The 18,330-nt window shown below is 62.4% G+C and carries 19 protein-coding genes and 2 pseudogenes; 14 read left to right on the top strand and 7 right to left on the bottom strand.

Annotation, left to right across the window (positions count from 1 at the left end; all coding sequences use genetic code 11):
• Positions 1-128: 128 nt before the first annotated feature.
• The 4 genes from K0P03_RS13820 to K0P03_RS13805 all read left to right on the top strand — a co-directional run bounded on the left by K0P03_RS13820 (position 129) and on the right by K0P03_RS13805 (position 3,018).
• Complete coding sequence (locus tag K0P03_RS13820; protein ID WP_272789885.1) at positions 129-689, top strand: TetR/AcrR family transcriptional regulator; 561 nt, start codon at positions 129-131, stop codon at positions 687-689.
• 42 nt (positions 690-731) lie between these two features.
• Entirely contained in the window at positions 732-1,073 is a 342-nt protein-coding gene (locus tag K0P03_RS13815; RefSeq protein WP_024270847.1) for a DMT family transporter, read from the top strand.
• Between the two features lie 108 nt (positions 1,074-1,181).
• Positions 1,182-1,967 carry a ThuA domain-containing protein gene (locus tag K0P03_RS13810; protein ID WP_272789884.1) on the top strand — a complete coding sequence of 262 codons (786 nt, stop codon included), beginning with the start codon at positions 1,182-1,184 and terminating at the stop codon, positions 1,965-1,967.
• A gap of 7 nt (positions 1,968-1,974) precedes the next feature.
• Positions 1,975-3,018 (top strand): Gfo/Idh/MocA family protein, encoded by a 1,044-nt coding sequence (locus K0P03_RS13805; protein WP_272790484.1) that lies wholly within the window; start codon positions 1,975-1,977, stop codon positions 3,016-3,018.
• Between the two features lie 2 nt (positions 3,019-3,020).
• Here K0P03_RS13805 and K0P03_RS13800 read toward each other — a convergent pair whose 3' ends face one another.
• Entirely contained in the window at positions 3,021-4,037 is a 1,017-nt protein-coding gene (locus K0P03_RS13800) for a LacI family DNA-binding transcriptional regulator (RefSeq protein WP_272789883.1), read from the bottom strand.
• Positions 4,038-4,476: 439 nt separating this feature from the next.
• Here K0P03_RS13800 and K0P03_RS13795 point away from each other — a divergent pair, with 439 nt between their 5' ends.
• The 8 genes from K0P03_RS13795 (at position 4,477) to K0P03_RS13760 (ending at position 10,910) form a co-directional block, all read left to right on the top strand.
• On the top strand, positions 4,477-5,493 hold the full coding sequence (locus K0P03_RS13795) for a hypothetical protein (RefSeq protein WP_272789882.1): 1,017 nt from the start codon (positions 4,477-4,479) through the stop codon (positions 5,491-5,493).
• Positions 5,494-6,078: 585 nt separating this feature from the next.
• Positions 6,079-6,432 carry an ArsR/SmtB family transcription factor gene (locus tag K0P03_RS13790; RefSeq protein WP_050744105.1) on the top strand — a complete coding sequence of 118 codons (354 nt, stop codon included), beginning with the start codon at positions 6,079-6,081 and terminating at the stop codon, positions 6,430-6,432.
• Positions 6,429-6,869, top strand: coding sequence for an arsenic resistance N-acetyltransferase ArsN2 (arsN2, locus tag K0P03_RS13785; RefSeq protein WP_272789881.1), 441 nt, complete (start codon positions 6,429-6,431; stop codon positions 6,867-6,869). The genes K0P03_RS13790 and arsN2 overlap by 4 nt, the downstream gene beginning before the upstream one ends.
• A gap of 15 nt (positions 6,870-6,884) precedes the next feature.
• Positions 6,885-7,412, top strand: coding sequence for an arsenate reductase ArsC (locus tag K0P03_RS13780; protein ID WP_050744107.1), 528 nt, complete (start codon positions 6,885-6,887; stop codon positions 7,410-7,412).
• Entirely contained in the window at positions 7,412-8,470 is a 1,059-nt protein-coding gene (gene arsB, locus K0P03_RS13775; protein ID WP_272789880.1) for an ACR3 family arsenite efflux transporter, read from the top strand. The genes K0P03_RS13780 and arsB overlap by 1 nt, the downstream gene beginning before the upstream one ends.
• A gap of 2 nt (positions 8,471-8,472) precedes the next feature.
• On the top strand, positions 8,473-8,895 hold the full coding sequence (arsC, locus tag K0P03_RS13770) for an arsenate reductase (glutaredoxin) (protein WP_130514196.1): 423 nt from the start codon (positions 8,473-8,475) through the stop codon (positions 8,893-8,895).
• On the top strand, positions 8,852-9,598 hold the full coding sequence (arsH, locus tag K0P03_RS13765) for an arsenical resistance protein ArsH (RefSeq protein WP_443020553.1): 747 nt from the start codon (positions 8,852-8,854) through the stop codon (positions 9,596-9,598). The genes arsC and arsH overlap by 44 nt, the downstream gene beginning before the upstream one ends.
• Positions 9,599-9,881: 283 nt before the next feature.
• Positions 9,882-10,910, top strand: a complete 1,029-nt coding sequence (locus K0P03_RS13760; protein WP_272789879.1) for an EamA family transporter — start codon at positions 9,882-9,884, stop codon at positions 10,908-10,910.
• A gap of 35 nt (positions 10,911-10,945) precedes the next feature.
• Here K0P03_RS13760 and arsK read toward each other — a convergent pair whose 3' ends face one another.
• Positions 10,946-12,163 (bottom strand): arsenite efflux MFS transporter ArsK, encoded by a 1,218-nt coding sequence (gene arsK, locus K0P03_RS13755; RefSeq protein WP_272789878.1) that lies wholly within the window; start codon positions 12,161-12,163, stop codon positions 10,946-10,948.
• Positions 12,156-12,524 carry an ArsR/SmtB family transcription factor gene (locus K0P03_RS13750; RefSeq protein ID WP_050744114.1) on the bottom strand — a complete coding sequence of 123 codons (369 nt, stop codon included), beginning with the start codon at positions 12,522-12,524 and terminating at the stop codon, positions 12,156-12,158. Before K0P03_RS13750 ends, arsK begins: the two co-directional genes overlap by 8 nt.
• Before the next feature lie 43 nt (positions 12,525-12,567).
• Here K0P03_RS13750 and K0P03_RS13745 point away from each other — a divergent pair, with 43 nt between their 5' ends.
• A complete protein-coding gene (locus K0P03_RS13745; protein ID WP_050744115.1) occupies positions 12,568-13,086 on the top strand; it encodes a DUF6428 family protein in 519 nt (172 codons plus the stop codon).
• A 715-nt stretch (positions 13,087-13,801) separates the two neighbouring features.
• Here K0P03_RS13745 and K0P03_RS13740 read toward each other — a convergent pair.
• From K0P03_RS13740 to K0P03_RS13730, 3 genes and pseudogenes are all read right to left on the bottom strand, one after another.
• Positions 13,802-14,922: pseudogene (locus K0P03_RS13740) on the bottom strand (IS110 family transposase).
• A 320-nt stretch (positions 14,923-15,242) separates the two neighbouring features.
• Positions 15,243-15,797 carry a DsbA family protein gene (locus K0P03_RS13735; protein ID WP_272789877.1) on the bottom strand — a complete coding sequence of 185 codons (555 nt, stop codon included), beginning with the start codon at positions 15,795-15,797 and terminating at the stop codon, positions 15,243-15,245.
• Between the two features lie 138 nt (positions 15,798-15,935).
• Entirely contained in the window at positions 15,936-16,634 is a 699-nt protein-coding gene (locus K0P03_RS13730; protein WP_272789876.1) for a DJ-1/PfpI family protein, read from the bottom strand.
• A 111-nt stretch (positions 16,635-16,745) separates the two neighbouring features.
• Here K0P03_RS13730 and K0P03_RS13725 point away from each other — a divergent pair, with 111 nt between their 5' ends.
• Positions 16,746-17,663, top strand: a complete 918-nt coding sequence (locus K0P03_RS13725) for a LysR family transcriptional regulator (RefSeq protein ID WP_272789875.1) — start codon at positions 16,746-16,748, stop codon at positions 17,661-17,663.
• Between the two features lie 40 nt (positions 17,664-17,703).
• On the opposite strand, the pseudogene K0P03_RS13720 reads toward K0P03_RS13725, so the two are convergent.
• Positions 17,704-18,003 (bottom strand): annotated as a pseudogene (locus K0P03_RS13720) (Fic/DOC family N-terminal domain-containing protein); the annotation flags it as partial.
• Positions 18,004-18,330: the final 327 nt, after the last annotated feature.

The following is an 18,330-nucleotide window of genomic DNA, read 5'->3' as shown; positions in this document are numbered from 1 at the left end:
CCGTTTCCCCGGTCTTAGCGCCCGCATCGGCGGCAGGCAATGCCGGCCATTTGCCTGCGACGAAGCGCGCCGCCATGTCGGAGTTTTGGTCGAATTGACAAGAAACCGTCCAGACGGTATGTTTATGCATGAGCACAGCCCACCACCGCAAGAAACATCCCGAAGCCGTCCGCCAGCAATTGCTGGAGGTCGCGGCAAAGCTGTCGCTGGAGAAAGGCCCTGCGAGCGTGACGCTCGACGCGGTCTCGCAGGCGGCGGGTGTCAGCAAGGGCGGCCTCCTGCATCATTTCCCGAACAAGCTGTCGCTGCTCGACGGGCTGTTTGCCGACCTTACGGAAAAATTCGACCGGGCGCTCGCCGACAGGATGCGTGACGACCCGGAGCCGAAGGGGCGCTTTACCCGGGCCTATATCTCGGTCTTCTTCCTGCCGGAAGGGATTGCCGACGGCGAAAAGTGGAAGGTGCTGACCGTCGCCCTCATTTCCGAGCCGCACCTGCGCGAGCGCTGGCGACAATGGGTGGAGCGGTACCTTGCGGAGAATGTCGGCACGGATTCCGCGCTCGACGCCATGCTGGTGCGCTACGCCGTCGATGGGCTTTGGCTTGCCGATCTTCTCGGCTCGCCGACCATGGATGCGCAAACCCGTGCCGCCATGCTGGACCGGTTGCTGGCGCTGACGCGTGCCTGATCCCTGATGATGATTTGCGCCAGAAGGCGCCAGAGAAACACCATGAACCTCACCGTCGTCTACGCCGTCCTCGTCGTCGCCATCGTCTTCGAAGTGCTGGGCACATCGGCCATGCAGGCCGCGCAGCACTTTACCCGGCTCGTGCCGACCGCCATGATGGTGGTCTGTTATGCCATTGCCTTCTTCTTCCTCTCCTGGAGCCTGCGCTACGTACCCGTCGGCATCGCCTATGCCATCTGGAGCGGGCTCGGCATCGTGCTGATCTCGGCCGTCGGCTATTTCGTCTTCGGCCAGAAACTTGATCTTGCGGCCCTTGTCGGCCTCGGCCTCATCATTGCCGGCGTGCTCGTGCTGAACCTTTTCTCCAAATCGACATTCCACTGAAAAACGACCGGAATCCTGGAGGCCCCCGCTTGCCAAGAATCGGGTCTGCCTCTATCGATTCCGACAAATTGAAAGCGGTTTCAATTTTCGGCCTCAGAGGAACGCTACATGGCAATACGCACCATCGTATGGGGTGAGAACATCCACGAGCAGACGAACGAGATCGTGCGCTCGATCTATCCGGACGGCATGCACACCACCATCGCCGAGGCGCTGAACCGGGATCCGGCGATCAGCGCCACCACCGCGACCCTGCAGGAGGCCGATCACGGCCTCACCGAAGCGCGGCTTGCCGAGACGGACGTGCTCGTCTGGTGGGGCCACAAGGACCATGGCGCCGTCAGCGACGAGGTCGTCGAGCGCGTGGCAAGGCGTGTCTGGGAGGGAATGGGTCTGCTGGTTCTCCATTCCGGCCATTTCTCGAAGATCTTCAAGCGGCTGATGGGGACGCCCTGCGCCTTGAAATGGCGCGAGGCCGGCGAGCGTGAGCGGCTGTGGGTGATCAACCCGCGCCATCCGATCGCCGAGGGGCTCGGCGAGAACTTCTTGCTGGAGCATGAGGAGATGTATGGCGAGCAGTTTTCCGTGCCGGAGCCGCTGGAAACGGTGTTCATCTCCTGGTTCGCGGGCGGCGAGGTTTTTCGCTCCGGCATGACCTGGCGCCGCGGCGCCGGCAACATCTTCTATTTCCGCCCGGGCCACGAGACCTACCCCACCTATCACGACGCCACCGTGCAGAAGGTGCTCGCCAATGGCGTGAAGTGGGCTTTCAACCCGCAGGGCACCTATGGCGCAATCCACGACGCGCCGAACGTGCCGGTCGAAGCGGCCCTGGAGCCGATCGTCGAGCGCGGCCCGAAACTGCATGAAGCCGGCGAAGCCGGATATCGCTGAGGACACCATGCGCCTGCTCGTTCTTGGAACCGGCGGCATGGCCAACACCCATGCCCAGCACTTTGCCGCGATCGACGGCGTCGACCTTGTCGGCGCCGTCGATGTGGACCCTTCGCGCGCCAAGGCCTTTGCCGATACGCACGGCATTCCCAACGTCTTCACCTCGCTGGAGGACGCCATCGCCTGGAATGGCTTCGACGCCGCCACCAACGTGACGCCCGACCGCGCTCACCACCCGACCACCCTGGCGCTGCTTGCCGCGGGCAAGCATGTGATGTGCGAAAAGCCGCTTGCAGAAAACTACGTCAAGGCGGACGAGATGGCGCGGGCCGCCGAGGCGTCCGGCCTCGTTACCATGGTGAACCTCACCTATCGCAACGTGGCGCCGCTACAGAAGGCGCGGGCAATGGTGCTGGCTGGCGAACTCGGTCACGTGCGCCATGTCGAGGCCTCCTATCTGCAGAGCTGGCTCGTCTCCAAGGCCTGGGGCAACTGGGCGACGGAAAGCCAGTGGCTCTGGCGGCTTTCCACCCGGCATGGCTCGAACGGCGTGCTCGGCGACGTCGGCATCCATATCCTCGATTTTGCCAGCTATGGCGCGGCGAGCGAGGTGGAGCATGTCTTTGCGCGGCTGCGGGCCTTCGACAAGGCGCCGGACAACCGCATCGGCGAGTATGACCTCGACGCCAACGACAGTTTCACCATGACCGTGGACTTTTCCAACGGCGCGCTCGGCGTCATCCACGCAAGCCGCTGGGCGACCGGCCATCTCAACGAACTGCGCCTGCGCATGCATGGCGACCGCGGCGCGCTGGAGGTCATCCACACGACCGAGGGGTCTCGCCTGCGCGGTTGTCTCGGCGAGGATGTCGAGCAGGCGGTCTGGCGCGAGCTCGATGCCGGCACGATGCCGACCAACTACGAGCGTTTTGCTGCTGCGGTGACGAGGGGAGAGCCCGTCGAGCCCGGCTTCCGCCATGCCGCGGAGCTGCAGAAGGTTCTCGATCTCGCGATCGAGACCGAAAAGGAGCGCTGTGAGCTGAAGGTCTGAGTTCAGACGGGCGCAGGACCTGTGGAGCCGCGAATGCGGAAATCGACGGGCCAGACCTCCTGCAGCGCCTCCGGCGGCTCGCCCTGCAGCCGCCGCAGGACCATGTCGCCGATCCGTTCGCCCGCTGCGCGGATCGGTGATTGCGTCGTGGTGACCGAAGGAACGAGATTGTCGGGGCTGAGATAGGGGAAAACGTCGTCATGCGCGATGAGCGAGACGTCTTCTCCCACGGCAAGCCCCGCGATGCGGATGGCCCGCATGGCGCCGAGCGCCGACATCATGGAGCCGGCAATGACCGCGGTCGGCGGGGCAGGAAGAGCGAGGAAGGCCTGCATCAGCCGGAAACCGGTTTCGTCCGTGAACGCGCCCCGGCCGATGAGGGCGGGATCGGCGGCCAGCCCGCGGGCTTTGAGCATCGTGTGGTAGCCACTATCGCGGTCCGCGGCAAAGGTGCTGACCGTGTCGCCATTGATGAGCGCGATGCGCCGATGGCCGAGGTCGGCAAGATAGCCCGTCGCCATCTCGATCGCCCCGAAATTGTCGATGTCGAGAAAGGCGAAGGGCCTGTCCGCCGTGCTGCGCCCATGCACGATGAAGGGCAGGTCCAGCGCCTGGAGGAGTGCGATACGGGCGTCCGTGCAGCCCGGCGTGTGCACGACCACCGCATCCACCCGCTTGCTGGCGGCGAGCCTTCGGTAGGCGGCCGCCTCGTCCGCTTCCGTTTCGACGGTCGCGACCAGAATGTCGATGCCGTCCTCCTGTAGCCGGGTGGAGAGCCCGCCCATGAATTCGCTGGAATGCGGCCCGAAGCGCCCGCCGCCCTGGAAGACGATGCCGATCGCACCGGCCCGGCCGGTCGCCAGCCGCTGGGCGCTGATGTTCGGCCGGTAGCCGAGCCTCTCCGCCGCATCCAGCACGCGCCGGCGTGTTTCGGGCCGCACTTCCGGATAGCCGCTCATCGCCCGGCTGACGGTGGTCTGTGAAAGGCCGATGCGGGCTGCAAATTCCTTGAGGTTCATCCTGCGTCCCTGGCGCGGCCGGTCTGGTGCGGCCCTTTATGAACCGTCCGATCCGGGGCGGCAAGCCGGTGGCGCGCGCGGTGGGGCAGGGGGCAATCTTCGGAAGGCGAGCGGTACCGGAGACCGTCTGTTCTGGTTGCAATATCCGGCTTGAAATCCAAAAATAACACGCTAAGGTAAAAATATTAACGATAAGGTTGTGTCGGGATCGCATGTCGCGCCCGTTGAATCGATGTTTCCGACGTGGTGGCCGGCAACGGGCCGTCTCCGCTGCGTTTCCTCCCAGGTGGGTATAGCCTGGACCATATCTGGTGATGATTTCCGGGGGAATGTCATGCAGGCGGACTTGCCGGCTGCGGCGGGTTCGTCTGCGCGATTGGATCTGCAGCCTCAAAATCTTGGTGCACAGGCGCGCGGCTGGCTGTGGCGGACGCGGCGCATGCGGCCCAGGGGGCGAGTGGATGGGCCGCTCGTCTATTCCAGGGGGGAGGCCGGCCGCAGGGCCTGTTATCTGCGTGTCCTGGAGCGCCTGTTCGGCGCGCGCCGGGCCAGCTTGCGCGAGGTGATTTTTTCCCGTGCGCCCGTCCTGTTCCTGATGGTGGAGGAGGCTTTCCTGCTCTATGTCGCGGTCGGCCTCCTGCGTGCGCTCCTTGGACGGCGGACGGCTGGACTGCTGCTGCGGCCGATGCCGCTTTCGGCCTCCGCCCGTCGCTCCTGCCGCTGGAAACGGAGCATCCTCGGCTGGCTGAAGCGCTTTCGCTCCATTCACACATTGACCATCCTTCCCTTCAGCGTGTTCCCGGCCTTTTCCGCGATCGCGAAGGACTGGATTTACGATTTCCAGCTTTGGGACCTGACGGATGAAGAGCGGGAGGCGGTGGAGCTGCTGCGTAGCGAGCGGCAACCGGGCGAGCGCCTGGTCCTGACGGCGATCGGCACGCAGAACCGCCGCAAGGGGTTCGACCTCTTCACCGACAGCTATGTGCGCAGCACCGCCCTCCGGGAACGTTTCCAGTTCATTTCCTGCGGCAGAATCGAGCCTAGGATCGACGCCTATGCAGCGGTCTTCCGCGAGGCGGGCGGGGTTTGCGTGAACCGCAGTGTTACGGATGCCGAACTGCTCGGGGCCTATGCGGCGAGCGATGCGGTCTGGTGCTTCTACCCGCCCTTCGGCGATCACGCCTCGGGGGTTCTCGGGCGGGCGGCGCAGCTCGGCATCCCGGCTGTCGTGCGCTATGGTTCGGTCGCGCATCGCCTTTGCATTGTCGAAAACATCCCGCATGTGGCGGCAACGCCGGATGGCATTGCCGAGCAGCTGGCCGGCCCGCTCCCCCCAAGGGACGAAGCCCGCGGCCGCATCGCCGCCAGCCGTTTCGCCGGGCAGAGCGAGGCAACGCTCCGCACGGCCCTCGGCCTTGCGGGCCCGGCCGCATCTGACCGTGCCCCGCCGCCGTGACTCTCTCGCGAAAGGCTTTTTCCGTCGCGGGCCGCCGAGGGGTGTTGCCGGCTATTGTTGTTCCACTTGCTCGATCAAGGCGCGGCAGGGCGAGACAGGCTGCCCGGCCGGACGATCCCGATGGACGACAAGCTGGATGGCCTGATCCAAGCCATCTGGGGATCGGCTACAACAGCTGCAGCGCCTCGTGACCATTCTCGACCGTCGCCAAAAAAGCACAATTCGGTCAGTAATTTAGAGAAAAGAGATGGCGCGCCGCGCTGGGCGATGATGAGAACTATGTCTACGCTATAGCCCTCCTTTAAGCCCGTTCACACCAACTCCTCGTGCCACTAAATCAGCTTTACGCCACAAGGGAGCACCGCGGCCTGGAAGGATGTAAGTTCCAGGCGAGCACGCCATAAACGAGGTCCGAATTGGGGCCGGTTTCGACAGTCTGGTCGTGCGGTGAAATCGTAAGAAACGGCCACCCCTCCGCTCTGACATTCATTGGGCGGTGTATTATTAGCTTTCCTTGCTATCGCCTACGGGGCCTTAATCGCCGCCTTCAATTGACAGTCCAATAATATCCGCTATTCTGGATGTATGGATAACAACTCAGCTATAGCGGTGCTCGGCGCCTTGGCCCAGACCACGCGACTGGAGACTTTCCGGCTTCTGGTGCGACACGAGCCTGACGGCATTCCGGCCGGCGAGCTGGCCCGCCTCATCGATGTGCCGCAGAACACCATGTCTGCGCATCTTGCGACACTGTCGCGGGCAGGCCTGGTCACGAGCGAGCGGCAGAGCCGGTCGATCATTTACCGCGCCGATCTCAACGGCTTGCGTGAACTGACGCTGTTCCTCCTGAAGGACTGCTGCGGTGGATCGACGGAGCTTTGCGCCCCGCTGATCGCCGAGCTGACGCCGTGCTGCGGCACGGAGGCGAAGGTGTCATGAGCACCATCAGGCTGGAGCAGATCACAGGCAGCGATGCTGACCTCAAGATGGCGTTGACGGACGCCCGTCTGCCCACCGACGACATTGAGGATGGCGGCCGTACCTTCTTTAAGGCGCTGTCAGCGGATGGCCGGATCGTTGGCTTCTCCGGCGTTGAGCGCTGCGATGGTGATTACCTCCTCCGCTCGGTCGTCGTGCATCCGGATCGGCGCGGAACCGGCCTAGGGAAAGCCGTCGTCGAGGCGACGGTTGCCAGTCTCGACCCTGGCAGCGGCGTCTTCCTCGCAACGACGAGCGCGGCGCCGTTCTTCGCGCGCCTCGGATTTTCTGAAGTCCGGCGGGACAGCGTCCCTGCTGCGGTGCTGGCGACCCGCCAGCTTTCCTCCATTTGCCCATCATCGGCGACTACCATGAGGCTCACCAGGCCGCCGACCTAACCATGGACCACGACCATGACCGACAAGACCTACAACGTGCTGTTCCTCTGCACGGGCAATTCCGCTCGTTCTATTCTCGCCGAATCCATCCTCAACAACGAGGGTGGCGGACGGTTCAAAGCCTTCTCCGCCGGCAGCCAGCCGAAGGGCGAAGTCAACCCGCACGCCCTGACGGAACTCGAAGCGCTCGGCTATCCATCGATGGGCTTTTCGTCGAAAAGCTGGGACGTCTTCGCTGAGCTAGGCGCGCCGCAAATGGACTTCATCTTCACGGTCTGCGACAGCGCCGCCGGCGAACCCTGCCCGGTCTGGATCGGCCATCCGATGACAGCCCATTGGGGCGTCGAGGATCCGGCCTCCGTCGTCGGCTCCGACGTGGAGATCCAACGTGCCTTCGCCCAGGCCGCCCGCTTCCTCAAGAACGGGATCATGGCCTTCATCAATCTCCCGCTTGCCTCGATCGATCGCATGGCGCTGGAGACCAGGCTGCGGCAGATCGGTGCGATGGAGGGCACGACCAGCCCCGCAGGAAAGTTCGCCTGATGTCCACATTCGAACGCTATCTCACCATCTGGGTCTTCCTCTGCATCATCGTCGGCGTGGCCCTTGGCCATCTCATGCCCGGTCTCTTCCAGGTCGTCGGCGCAGCCGAGATCGCCAAGGTGAACATCCCCGTCGCGATTCTGATCTGGCTGATGATCGTCCCGATGCTGCTGAAGATCGATTTCCGGTCGCTGGCGCAGGTCGGCACTTACTGGCGCGGCATCGGCGTGACCCTGTTCATCAACTGGGCGATCAAGCCGTTCTCGATGGCGCTGCTCGGCTGGCTGTTCATCGGCTGGCTGTTCCGCCCCTATCTGCCCACCGATCAGATCGACTCCTACATCGCCGGCCTGATCATCCTAGCCGCTGCACCCTGCACGGCCATGGTCTTCGTCTGGAGCAACCTGACACGCGGCGAACCGCTGTTCACCTTGTCGCAGGTCGCGCTGAATGACGCGATCATGGTCGTCGCCTTCGCGCCGATCGTCGGCCTACTGCTCGGCCTTTCCGCCATTACCGTGCCGTGGGACACGCTTGTCCTGTCGGTTGCCCTCTACATCGTCGTGCCCGTCATCATCGCGCAGGTCATCCGCCGCCGGCTTACGGCTGATGGAACAACGCGGGCGCTGGATGAAATGCTCGCGAAGCTGCAACCCATCTCGCTGGTGGCGCTTCTGGCAACGCTCGTCCTGCTCTTCGCCTTCCAGGGCGAACAGATCATCGCCCAGCCCGCCGTCATCGGCCTGCTCGCCATCCCGATCCTGATTCAGGTCTATTTCAACTCCGGCCTCGCCTATCTCTTGAACCGGATAACCGGCGAACAGCATTGCGTTGCCGGTCCGTCGGCTTTGATCGGGGCCAGCAACTTCTTCGAGCTCGCGGTCGCGGCCTCCATCAGCCTGTTCGGCTTCCAGTCCGGCGCAGCACTCGCCACCGTCGTCGGCGTACTGATCGAGGTTCCGGTGATGTTGTCGGTCGTGTGGATCGTGAACCGCTCGAAGGATTGGTACGAGGCTGCCCCCGCCGTTTCCCGAACCACCGTCACCGAAAGGCACTGACCATGGATGCCATTGTCTACCACAACCCGTCCTGCGGAACATCCCGCAACACGCTGGAGCTGATCCGCGCGGCCGGGATCGAACCGACCGTTGTCGAATATCTCCAGGAGCCGCCGGCGCGCGAGCAGCTTGCGACGATGATTGCAGATGCCGGCCTGACGGTTCGCGAAGCCATCCGCGAGAAGGGCACGCCCTATGCAGAGCTTGGCCTCGACAACCCGGACCTGACCGACGACCAGTTGCTCGACGCAATGATCGCGACGCCGATCCTGATCAACCGCCCCTTCGTCGTGACCCCGTTCGGCACGAGGCTGGCTCGGCCGTCCGAGGCCGTGCTTGACATCCTGCCCGACACCTTCAAGGGGCCGTTCTTCAAGGAGGATGGCGAACAGGTTCTCGATCAGGAAGGAAAGCGTATTGTCTGACACATTCCCCGCTTTGCAGAGCGATCACCTGTATTCGACCGATCTCGATTCTCTGCGCCCCGCATTCTCGACGCATAAGCCGCGCATCCTGATCCTCTATGGCTCGCTTCGCGAAGTCTCGTATAGTCGCCTTCTCGCATTTGAGGCCCGCCGGCTGCTCGAACGGCTCGGATGCGAAGTCCGTATTTTCGACCCGAAGGGGCTGCCGCTTCCCGATGAGGCGCCGGTGAGTCACCCAAAGGTGCAAGAGCTGCGCGAGCTTTCGCAATGGTCGGAGGGGCAGGTCTGGGTGAGCCCGGAACGCCATGGCGCGATGACCGGCATCATGAAGTCCCAGATCGACTGGATTCCACTCTCGGTCGGGTCGGTTCGGCCGACACAGGGCAAGACGCTCGCCGTCATGGAGGTCTCGGGCGGTAGCCAGTCCTTCAATGCCGTGAACCAGATGCGCATCCTCGGTCGCTGGATGCGGATGATCACCATCCCCAACCCGTCCTCTGTCGCCAAGGCCTATCAGGAATTCGACGCCGATGGTCGGATGAAGCCCTCGTCCTACTACGACCGGGTAGCGGACGTCTGCGAGGAGCTTGTGAAGTTCACTATCCTCACGCGCGACGCGTCCGCCTATCTCACCGACCGTTACAGCGAGCGGAAGGAACAGGCGGCCGAGCTTGAGAAGCGTGTATCGTTGAGGTCGATTTAGCATGGCCTCCAGCCGTCTGGTCGCCAACGACAGTGATGGTGCGCTTTCCGGGATAAGGGAAACGTCAACGCAGCCATCGCCGTGTGGTTTTCGCTCACAGGGCAGCGTGATATAAGAGGAATCCGGGTCGACCAAATTCGACCCGCTGGTATGCCACAGCAACGGGTATCCAAGGTAATATGAGCAAACGTCCCCAAAGACTGCCTTCGTACGATCGGTGTGACGACGACGCCTAGCTCTCGGCGTCCCGCAACCTTCGTCTGAACCTTCTTTGGAGATAGTCATGTCCTCGCTTTCGCCTCGCGTGGCGATTGTAGGGGCGTGTTTGTGCTGGGCTCTTGGTACGATCCTCAGCAAGACACTCCTCTCGTCGTTTCCACCTGTCACAATTCTTGTTTTTCAGCTCGTGCCGAGCGTCATCGCACTTTGGCTGGCGATTGCTTTCACCAAGCCGGATATTCCAGCCGTCCGCTTGTTGTTGCCTATCGGCTTGCTCGGCCTTCTCAATCCCGGATGGGCCTACACATTCAGCATGTTCGGCCTCTCCCAGACCAGCGCGAGTGTCACGGCCTTGCTCTGGGCCTTCGAGCCCATTCTCATCCTCGGCCTTGCCTGGATGTTTCTCAAAGAGCGAATTGATCACCAACTCGTCGGCCTCGTGGCTCTCGCGACAAGCGGGATTTTGCTGGTCAGCGGCGTCTGGAGTGGCGAGCCGTCTTCAACCGTGAAGCTGGGGGCAGCTCTGATTCTCGCGGGCGTTCTGTGCTGTGCGATCTACACGGTCCTGGCGCGCAATATCATCGCCGATCCGCTCTTCACGGTCGCCATCCAGCAAACCGTGGCTCTCGGCTGGATGCTCGCGATCTGGCCGCTTGAACTGTCCCGGGTCGATCTATCGAGCACAGCCACCGTACCGGTCCAGGACATCGCGACGATCATTCTCTCGGGGCTGCTCTACTATGCGCTTGCCTATTGGCTCTATCTGTACGCGCTCCGGTCTATGCGGGCGAGCGTTGCTGGTAGCTTCTTCAACCTCATTCCAGTGTTCGGGGTCATCGGGTCGTTCCTCTTCCTGGGCGAGCGTCTCACCACCCTGCAATGGTTGGGAGCCGCACTGATCATCGGCGTGGCGATGGCGGTTCTGCGGCGGGACGCGGACGAACTTCCTATCGTGTCAGCCCAAAGCATGGGTACCTCGCAACGATCCCAACCAGTGTCGATGCTCGACGAACACCAACTTGATGATATCGGACTGACTCGGAAACAAGCATCTGAGGTCGACAAGAGGAGGATTGCTCGACAAAAGCCGTGAAGCGCCCAGGCATCGACGATACCCGTTGGTTGCGGTCAATTTGACGGGCTCGGCGAGGCGACGAGGCTCCGCTTCGTCGCCATCGCCACCGCGACAAACGCCGCAACGCCGATCGAGCCGAGCGCGGCGCTCAAGACGAGCGACGCGCCTATGCCGAACTGCTCCATCGTCGCCGCGAAGGCAAACGGCGCAGCCGCGCCGGCGGCCAGTCGTGAGGCGGCCATCTTGCCGGTGAGCGCACCGTATCCGTCCGAGCCGAACAGGTAGAGCGGCAAGCTGCCCTGGGCGATGCTGTTGATACCCGATCCGAGGCCGAGGCAAATCGAGAAGGCAACCGCACCGGGGAGCCAGTTGCCGGATAGCGCCAGAATGACAACGCTCAGCACCATGAAGGCTGCGGAGAGAACCGCAAGGCCCGGCGGTGCGAGGCGTGTGCCGAAGATCATGTTGATCAGGCGGCTGAGAACCTGCGCCGGACCGAACAGCGAGCCGATGACGACGGCGGCGCTTCCGAATCCAAGCGCACCGAGCATCGGGACCATATGGGCGAGCATGGCTCCAAGCGTGAAGCCGAGCAGCGCGAATGCTGCCGAGACGGCAAGGACAGCGCCGCGGCGGCGCTCGCGAGGAATGGCCCCGATGACAGGTTCGCGTATGGGTCTTTGCCCGCCGGTCGCGGCCACCTTTCCCTTCCGCATGATCCAGACGTGGAACGGCATGCAAACGAGGAGATTCAGCCCGGCATAGACAAGGTAGATTTCCCGCCAGGACAGATAGCCGAGCAGTGCCGTGGCAATCGGCCAAAAAATCGTGGAGGCAAATCCCGCAATCAGCGTGAGATAGGTGATGCTCCGCGATGCAGACCGGGGATCGGCTTCCACCAGCGCCGCGAAGGCCGCCTGGTACTGGACCATGCCGGACGATATCTCCAACAGGACGATGGCCAGTGCAAAGATCGCCACAGATGGCGACCAGGCGCACAGGATCAAGGTCAGTGCGGACAACGCCGAGCCGATCGCCATTACCGATGCCGCGCCAATGCGATCCATCTGCCGGCCGATATACGGTGCTGACAGGCCGCCAACGAACAGCGAGGCCGAGAAGACGGCAAAGACCTGCGGGACCGTGATGCCGAGATCCGCGGCCATGCCGGGCGCCAGAATGCTGAAGCTGTAATAGAGGGTGCCGTAGCCGATGATCTGGGTCAGGCCGAGCGCGGCGACGAAGCCGACAGGAACATTCGCGTTACGCAACGGCGTCGTCCTCGTTCAGGGCAGCGCCCGTCTTGCAGCAGCCATCGGACCGCTCGACACCCTCGCGGATGATGGGATGACCGGCACAGCAGTCCTCCATCAGGAATTTCACGAGATCGGCCAGCGCATCGTAGCTGGCGCTATAGACGATCGAGCGGGATTGGCGCTGCTGCGTGACAAGGCCCGACCGTTCCAGTTCTTTCAGATGGAAGGACACATTCGACGGCGACACGCCCATGCGCTCGGCGATCAGGCCGGCGGCAAGTCCGTCCGCGCCAGCGACGACCAGCGTTCGGACAACGGCGAGACGGGTTTCCTGCGACAGGGCCGCGAATGACGTGAGGGCTTGACGCTCATCCATATTTCAATAATCCTTGAATTATTGAATGATAGGAGTAGCGCACATGAACGCGATCGACAAGGCCGTTTCGTCCGACATTACGCTTGGCCAGCTTCTTGATGAGCTGGCGGCCGCGCCAGAGGCGCCGCTGGTGTTTCTCTACGAAGAGCAGCCGGTGAAGGCGGGCTATCACGTCACCGAGGTCAAGGCGGGCGCCTTCTCGGCACTCGACTGCGGCGCCAATCCGGAAGCCTGGTCAGAGATCTTCGTCCAACTCTGGGATATCGACGAGGACGGCAAGAGCCACATGCCGGCGGGCAGGTTCTCCGCGATTATTCGCAAGGTTTCGGACCACGTTCGGCTTGACCCGGCCGCCAAACTCACCTTCGAGGTCAGCGACGGGAGCCGGCCGATGGCCCTCTATTGTGCATCCTCCCCGCGTCTGGTCGGAGGTCGGTTCGAGGTGGTGCTCGCCGCCCGGCCGTCGAGCTGCAAACCGCGCGATCGATGGTTGGCGGAGCAGGCGACCGCAGTGAGTTCTTGTTGTGCGCCAGCAAACAGCAACTCTAAGTATTGCGCCTGAGAACATCAAGAAGGCCCGAGTAGAGGCGGCCTGGAAAGCTTTCCGACTGCTCCGCACCCTAGGATCGCCATTCTTTCCAACCCAAATCGAATAGCTGCTTTGGGTAGGCTTGACGAATGAGCCGATGGCCGAACTGGAGGCGCATTGCGGCCATGCAAATCTAATTACGACACGTTTCTATCGGGATCGCGATCGACCGCAGACGATACGAACTTTTTGCCGCCGAATACCGCCGTTTGAGCGCTTTTCTGCCTAGGTGACCTCAGTGCCATACGCAAAGGCGGATGTTTGGCGACCATAGCGTATTGTAGAGGGCAATCGGCGGAATTTGGCGCACCGCACCGGGTGAAGAAGATAACTTTATCTACTCCATAGCCCTCTCATGATGGGCACGTCTGGATGAGCGCATGGCTATTGTGACACCGGCACAAAGTCCGATGCAAGGTGGGGAGTAAACGACCTGGCGGGTGTGCTGTGCGCGTCTGTTTGTGGCGACGATTGATCAAACTCTCATCGGCGGATTGACTACCGTACGACCCTTTTCCATCGTGGACCTTCCTCCGGCTCTAAATCGGGCGTCGTAAGACACTGCCCCAGGGCTATATCGAGGATTGTCAACGTCAATCAGGGCGCGCAGCACGCCAGCCAGGTCGGAATTTCAACGATCCGATCTTCTCCTTTCCGTTCGTCCGTGAGTGGCTAACCACAGCGAGCGTCAGGCCAGCCTTGAGGCCGGCACGGGCGTATGGCAGGCAATGTCCCAGATGAAGCCCGCCAACTCGCGCGCGACCGCCACCACGATCTTTGCCGCGTGCTTGCCGGTTCCGGCCAGACGGCGGAACTTCGCGCACAAGCGGGTCTGTGCCTCCCAGGCGACGGCCCGGACGTGATTGGGCAGTCCGGCATTGCTTTCCCGCAGCACTCGCCCCTCCCGTGCGGGATAGCGGTATTGCCACGCGGATTCGATCAGCACGTCGCGGGCGGCGACGTTGCCGGTACGGGTGAGTTCGCCGCGTCTGGTCCGCGTTTCGCTCGAATGCTCGGCCGGCACCAGGCCCAGCCAGGCCATCAGCTTTTTCGGGCTGTCGAACCGATGCAGATCGCCGATCTCCGCGACGCGTGTGACGGCCGCGATGAACTTGATGCCGCGCAGCGCCTGGAGCGCGGTCACAACCGGGGCCAGTGGCCAATCTAGGGCCGCCTCCTCAAGAATCTGCTCCAGCCGCGCGCAGCGCTCCTCCAGTTCGTGGATGCGGCGCTTGTGTTCCTCATAGACGAACTGCTCGTGGGCAAAAGCAAAGCGCTGGTCCGAGAGCCAGCGCCAGTGCATTCGGCCCCATATGGCCTTTCCCGGATACCAGCGGTCGTGCCGCAGCAGGAAGCTCTTCAGCGTGTTCTTCGCCGAAACCAGATCCTGCTTTGCCTGCCGGCGTGCCCGCACCACATCGCGGATCGCCTCATGCGCCTTGTCCGGCACCCAGACGGCGGTGAGTTCACCGGCGCGCAACAGCCGGTCCGGCGTCTGCGCATCGCGGCGTTCGGTTTTACACGATCATTCGGCCGACGCGGCATCGAGGATGGCGAGATCACGACGCAGTCGATCCCGAGGCTTTTCAGAAAACGATAGATCACGAACCCGCATGGGCCGGCCTCATCGCAGACTTTCAGCGGCGCGCCGTCCTTGCCGATGCTCGCTAGCGCTTTGTCTAGCAAGGTGCAGTCATTGGCCACGGTTCCGAAGAACCGCACCTCCCGGTCGCCACCGTCATCGGCGACGGCAATCGATATCGTGTCCCGGTGGACATCGAGGCCGATGTATTTCGTCAAGATCGCCATAGTCTCTTCCTTCCGTTGCACATTTTCCAATGCGCAACATCCAGAAACCCCAGCACGCAGGGCAAGTGACCATCATAGGGTCTCTAAAACAGCATTCCAGAGGCGATGGCCCGGCAATCTGGCCTCGGTGCGATGGCCGAGGCCGTATCTGTGGTGGTCAAGGTGGAAGGCTATGCACTCCGCGTTTCGCCCGATAGGCCAAACGTCCGGGTGGTGGTGTCAACTTTGTCGATCAAGTCTTCCGCCCCAATGAAGCCGGTCGCGATCGGAACAAGGTGATCAGCGGTCTTAAGGAGCATGGTTGGGAAGCCCCGCACGCCTCAGTCGCGGCTCTTCGCGAAGTCGCCCCTCGTCCATTCACGCGCTTCATCGCTGGCAAATAGTTCGCTGAAGCGGGAAAAATCGATCTCTGCGGCCTCCACGATGTCCTCGTAAAAGCCGAGTCGGGTCGGATCGGCTCCATCGACGTAGAACTTGTGCTGGATCGCGGCGAACACATCGTAGAGTTGGCGCGAATGGGCCGAGGAGCCCAGCATGTGCCGTACCGTCACAACGGCGCGACATGCCGGCTCGGTATCGTAAGTGAAGTGATCGAGATCGAGAATGCCGAAGGAAAAGGGTTGTCCGCTCGCCGCACCGATTTCTGTCCAGTGATGGCGCAGAAAGGCCTTGAATCTGGCATCCCATGCATCGCCGCCGCCGGGCCGCAGACCGCCCAGCACGATGGAAAAGCCCAGGCCGCGTTGCTCGCAATGGTCCTGGATGCGCTGAAGCGCCGGCGCGATGCCCCAGCACCAGGAACACATCGGATCGCCGACATAGACGAGCGCGCTCTCGGTCTTGGCCGTGTCGTTGACGCTGGTCTCATCGTCCAAGGCCGGCGCGGCGCAAATTCCGGTTTCGGTGTCGCATGATATCTTGGCCATTGTGCCTCGCTGTTGCTTGAAGGGTCGCTGGTAGGAATGCAACGGGTTCGCTGCCGCCGGGCGGCGGCAGCGATCATCGGCTGACGGTCAGTCAGGCAGGAAGACCATTTCGAAGCTGTCTTGCGCCGACTTCGCGAGGTCTGGATGAAGCCCCATGACGGGGCCATCAGCTTGCAGCAGGATATCGCCATGCAGCGCAAGCGAGTCCCAATTCGCAGCAAGTCCCTTGGCGACGTCCTGGTCGAAGAGCTGTGCGACCAGCGCGATGGTGCTCGGATGAACGGTGCCGGCGCCGCCGGAGGTGAAGATCTTGTTCTCGGTATCCGTATGCCAGGCGAGGCGAGGCGAAAGCAGACGCGCGCCGAGCTTCGGCAACCGCCGTGCGAGCGCGACCGGACCGGTTATCGTCTTGCCGTCCAGGATGCCGGAGCGGAAGAGGACGCCGACGCCCGAGCAATTGGCCGCCACCCAGCGGCCCTCGGCGTGATGCTGGCGGATCAGCTCCAGGATGGCGGGATTCTTCGATGCCTGTCCGCCGCCGATGCCGCCCGGCACGTAGAGCACGTCGAACCGGTCGGCGGGTGTGAGCACGCGGTCGGTCTTGATTTCTGTGCCCATATGCGTCGCTACTGGACCAGGCTCGAAACCGCCCATCGTCACCTCGAGCTGGCGACCCTGATGCCCGAAGCTCCAGGCCAATGATCGTACGAGTTCCCAGGCCGCCAGCAGGTCCTGTTCGCTGACCTGCGGGAAAGTGAGGAAATGGATGGATTTGATCTCTGTCATGATGGTTCGCTCCAATGGCAGCGGGGCATCGTTGCGCCGCTAATGGAGAAAATCTAAGCGTTCAGTATTTGCTTTCAATATTACCAAAAATGGATATATCTGTTCCGAATTATGAACACCCTGCCTTATTCACTGGATGACCTCTATTGGTTCGCTTTGATTGCCGGCGCTGGCAGCCTGTCGCGTGCCTCGCGTGAATACGACGTGGCGAAATCGACGCTCTCGCGCCGCTTGGCGCGGCTGGAGGAGGCGATGGGGATAACCCTCATCCAGCGCAACGCGGCGGTCTCGGGTCTCACCGATGCTGGCAGGAAGCTGTTCGAAGAGGCGCAGCCGCTGATCCGGCATCTGGAAACGTATTCGAGCGAGTTGATCGGCCGTGAAGGCGAACCGGCGGGCGTGGTCCGGCTGTCCGCTTCGGGCGCATTCGGACATCTCGTCGTGCTGCCGATCGTGCTGGATTTCATGTGCCGATATCCGCGCGTGGATGTCGAAATGGAAATGACGGACCGGCGCGTCGACCTGGTGGCGAATGCGATCGATATTGCGGTACGGATAGGCGTGTTGGCGGATTCCGATCTTTCGGCACGCAAAGTTGCGACCGCGCGGCGTGTCCTGTGCGCCAGTGCGGGCTATGCGAAGACATGCGGGCTACCGACGCAGCCCGACGATCTGGAGAATCACGACTTTCTGACCCAGTCGCGCAACGCGGCGACGCTGGAATTGCGGTCAGGCAGCCGGACGAGAACAATCACCATCCGCCGGCGGCTGCTTCTCGCTCCCTCGGACGAATTGCTGGTGCCGGTGCAGGCAGGGCTTGGAATTGCCCATCTTGCCGAGATTCAGTGTGCACGCCATCTCGCCAGCGGCGAACTTGTCCGTGTGCTGCCGGATTGGGACATCCCCGCGTTCGACATCTATCTGGTCAGCCCCAATCGGCGCTATCGCCCGCGGGCGGTTCGTCTTCTCATGGAAGAACTCGCCGATCGCATACCGATCGTCAGCGGAGAGCTCGTTCCGCAGGAGTGAATGTTGGCGGGCCGAAGGCGAAGTGAACCGCCCCGGGTTTGTCGGTTTCGAAGTGGAGCAGGTCCGAGAGGGTTGATTGGGTGCCCTCAATCTGGCACGAGAGCACGGCTTCCTTCCCCACATAAATTTAGAGGAACAGCTCTTGGCGCGGCAGCAGCATGGTGATGCCGTCCAGACGCCCCAAGGCCCGATCGGCAAGGCTCAGCCTTTCCAGCAGGGCCAGCACGTCGATCGACGGTTCAGGTGGGAATGGGGGCGGCACGAAGGTGCGCACGATTTCGCCCGCCATAGGGGCCTCGACGAAGCGGTCTAGCCGAAGGTTAGAAGCTGATTCGGACATGGCCAATTATGAGAGCGTAGTGTTACTTGAACAATTGGCTCTTGGTTCAAATAGCGGTTGAGCTAAGTTAAGCGCCTTCAAATAGCGGAGCGATACCATCATGGGCGGTAGCTGCGTCAGCCGAATGGCTTCTTCGGGCTTAGCGGACGATTGCTCAACTACCGATATGCAGGCACATAGCCGTCATACAAAGCTGCAAACGCGAGGCCTTCGTAGGACGAATGTCCTAGTTGGCCGGGGATGATTCGAACTTTGCTACCGCCAAACGCCGCTGCTTCTACGCTTTTCTGCATATAGGCTGCCCATTGCCCGATGCAAAGGAGTACG

Origin of the sequence: Shinella sp. HY16 (assembly GCF_028534175.1) — a bacterium.
In the GTDB taxonomy this organism is placed as follows: domain Bacteria; phylum Pseudomonadota; class Alphaproteobacteria; order Rhizobiales; family Rhizobiaceae; genus Shinella.
This window is presented reverse-complemented; position numbering and strand designations above follow the sequence as displayed.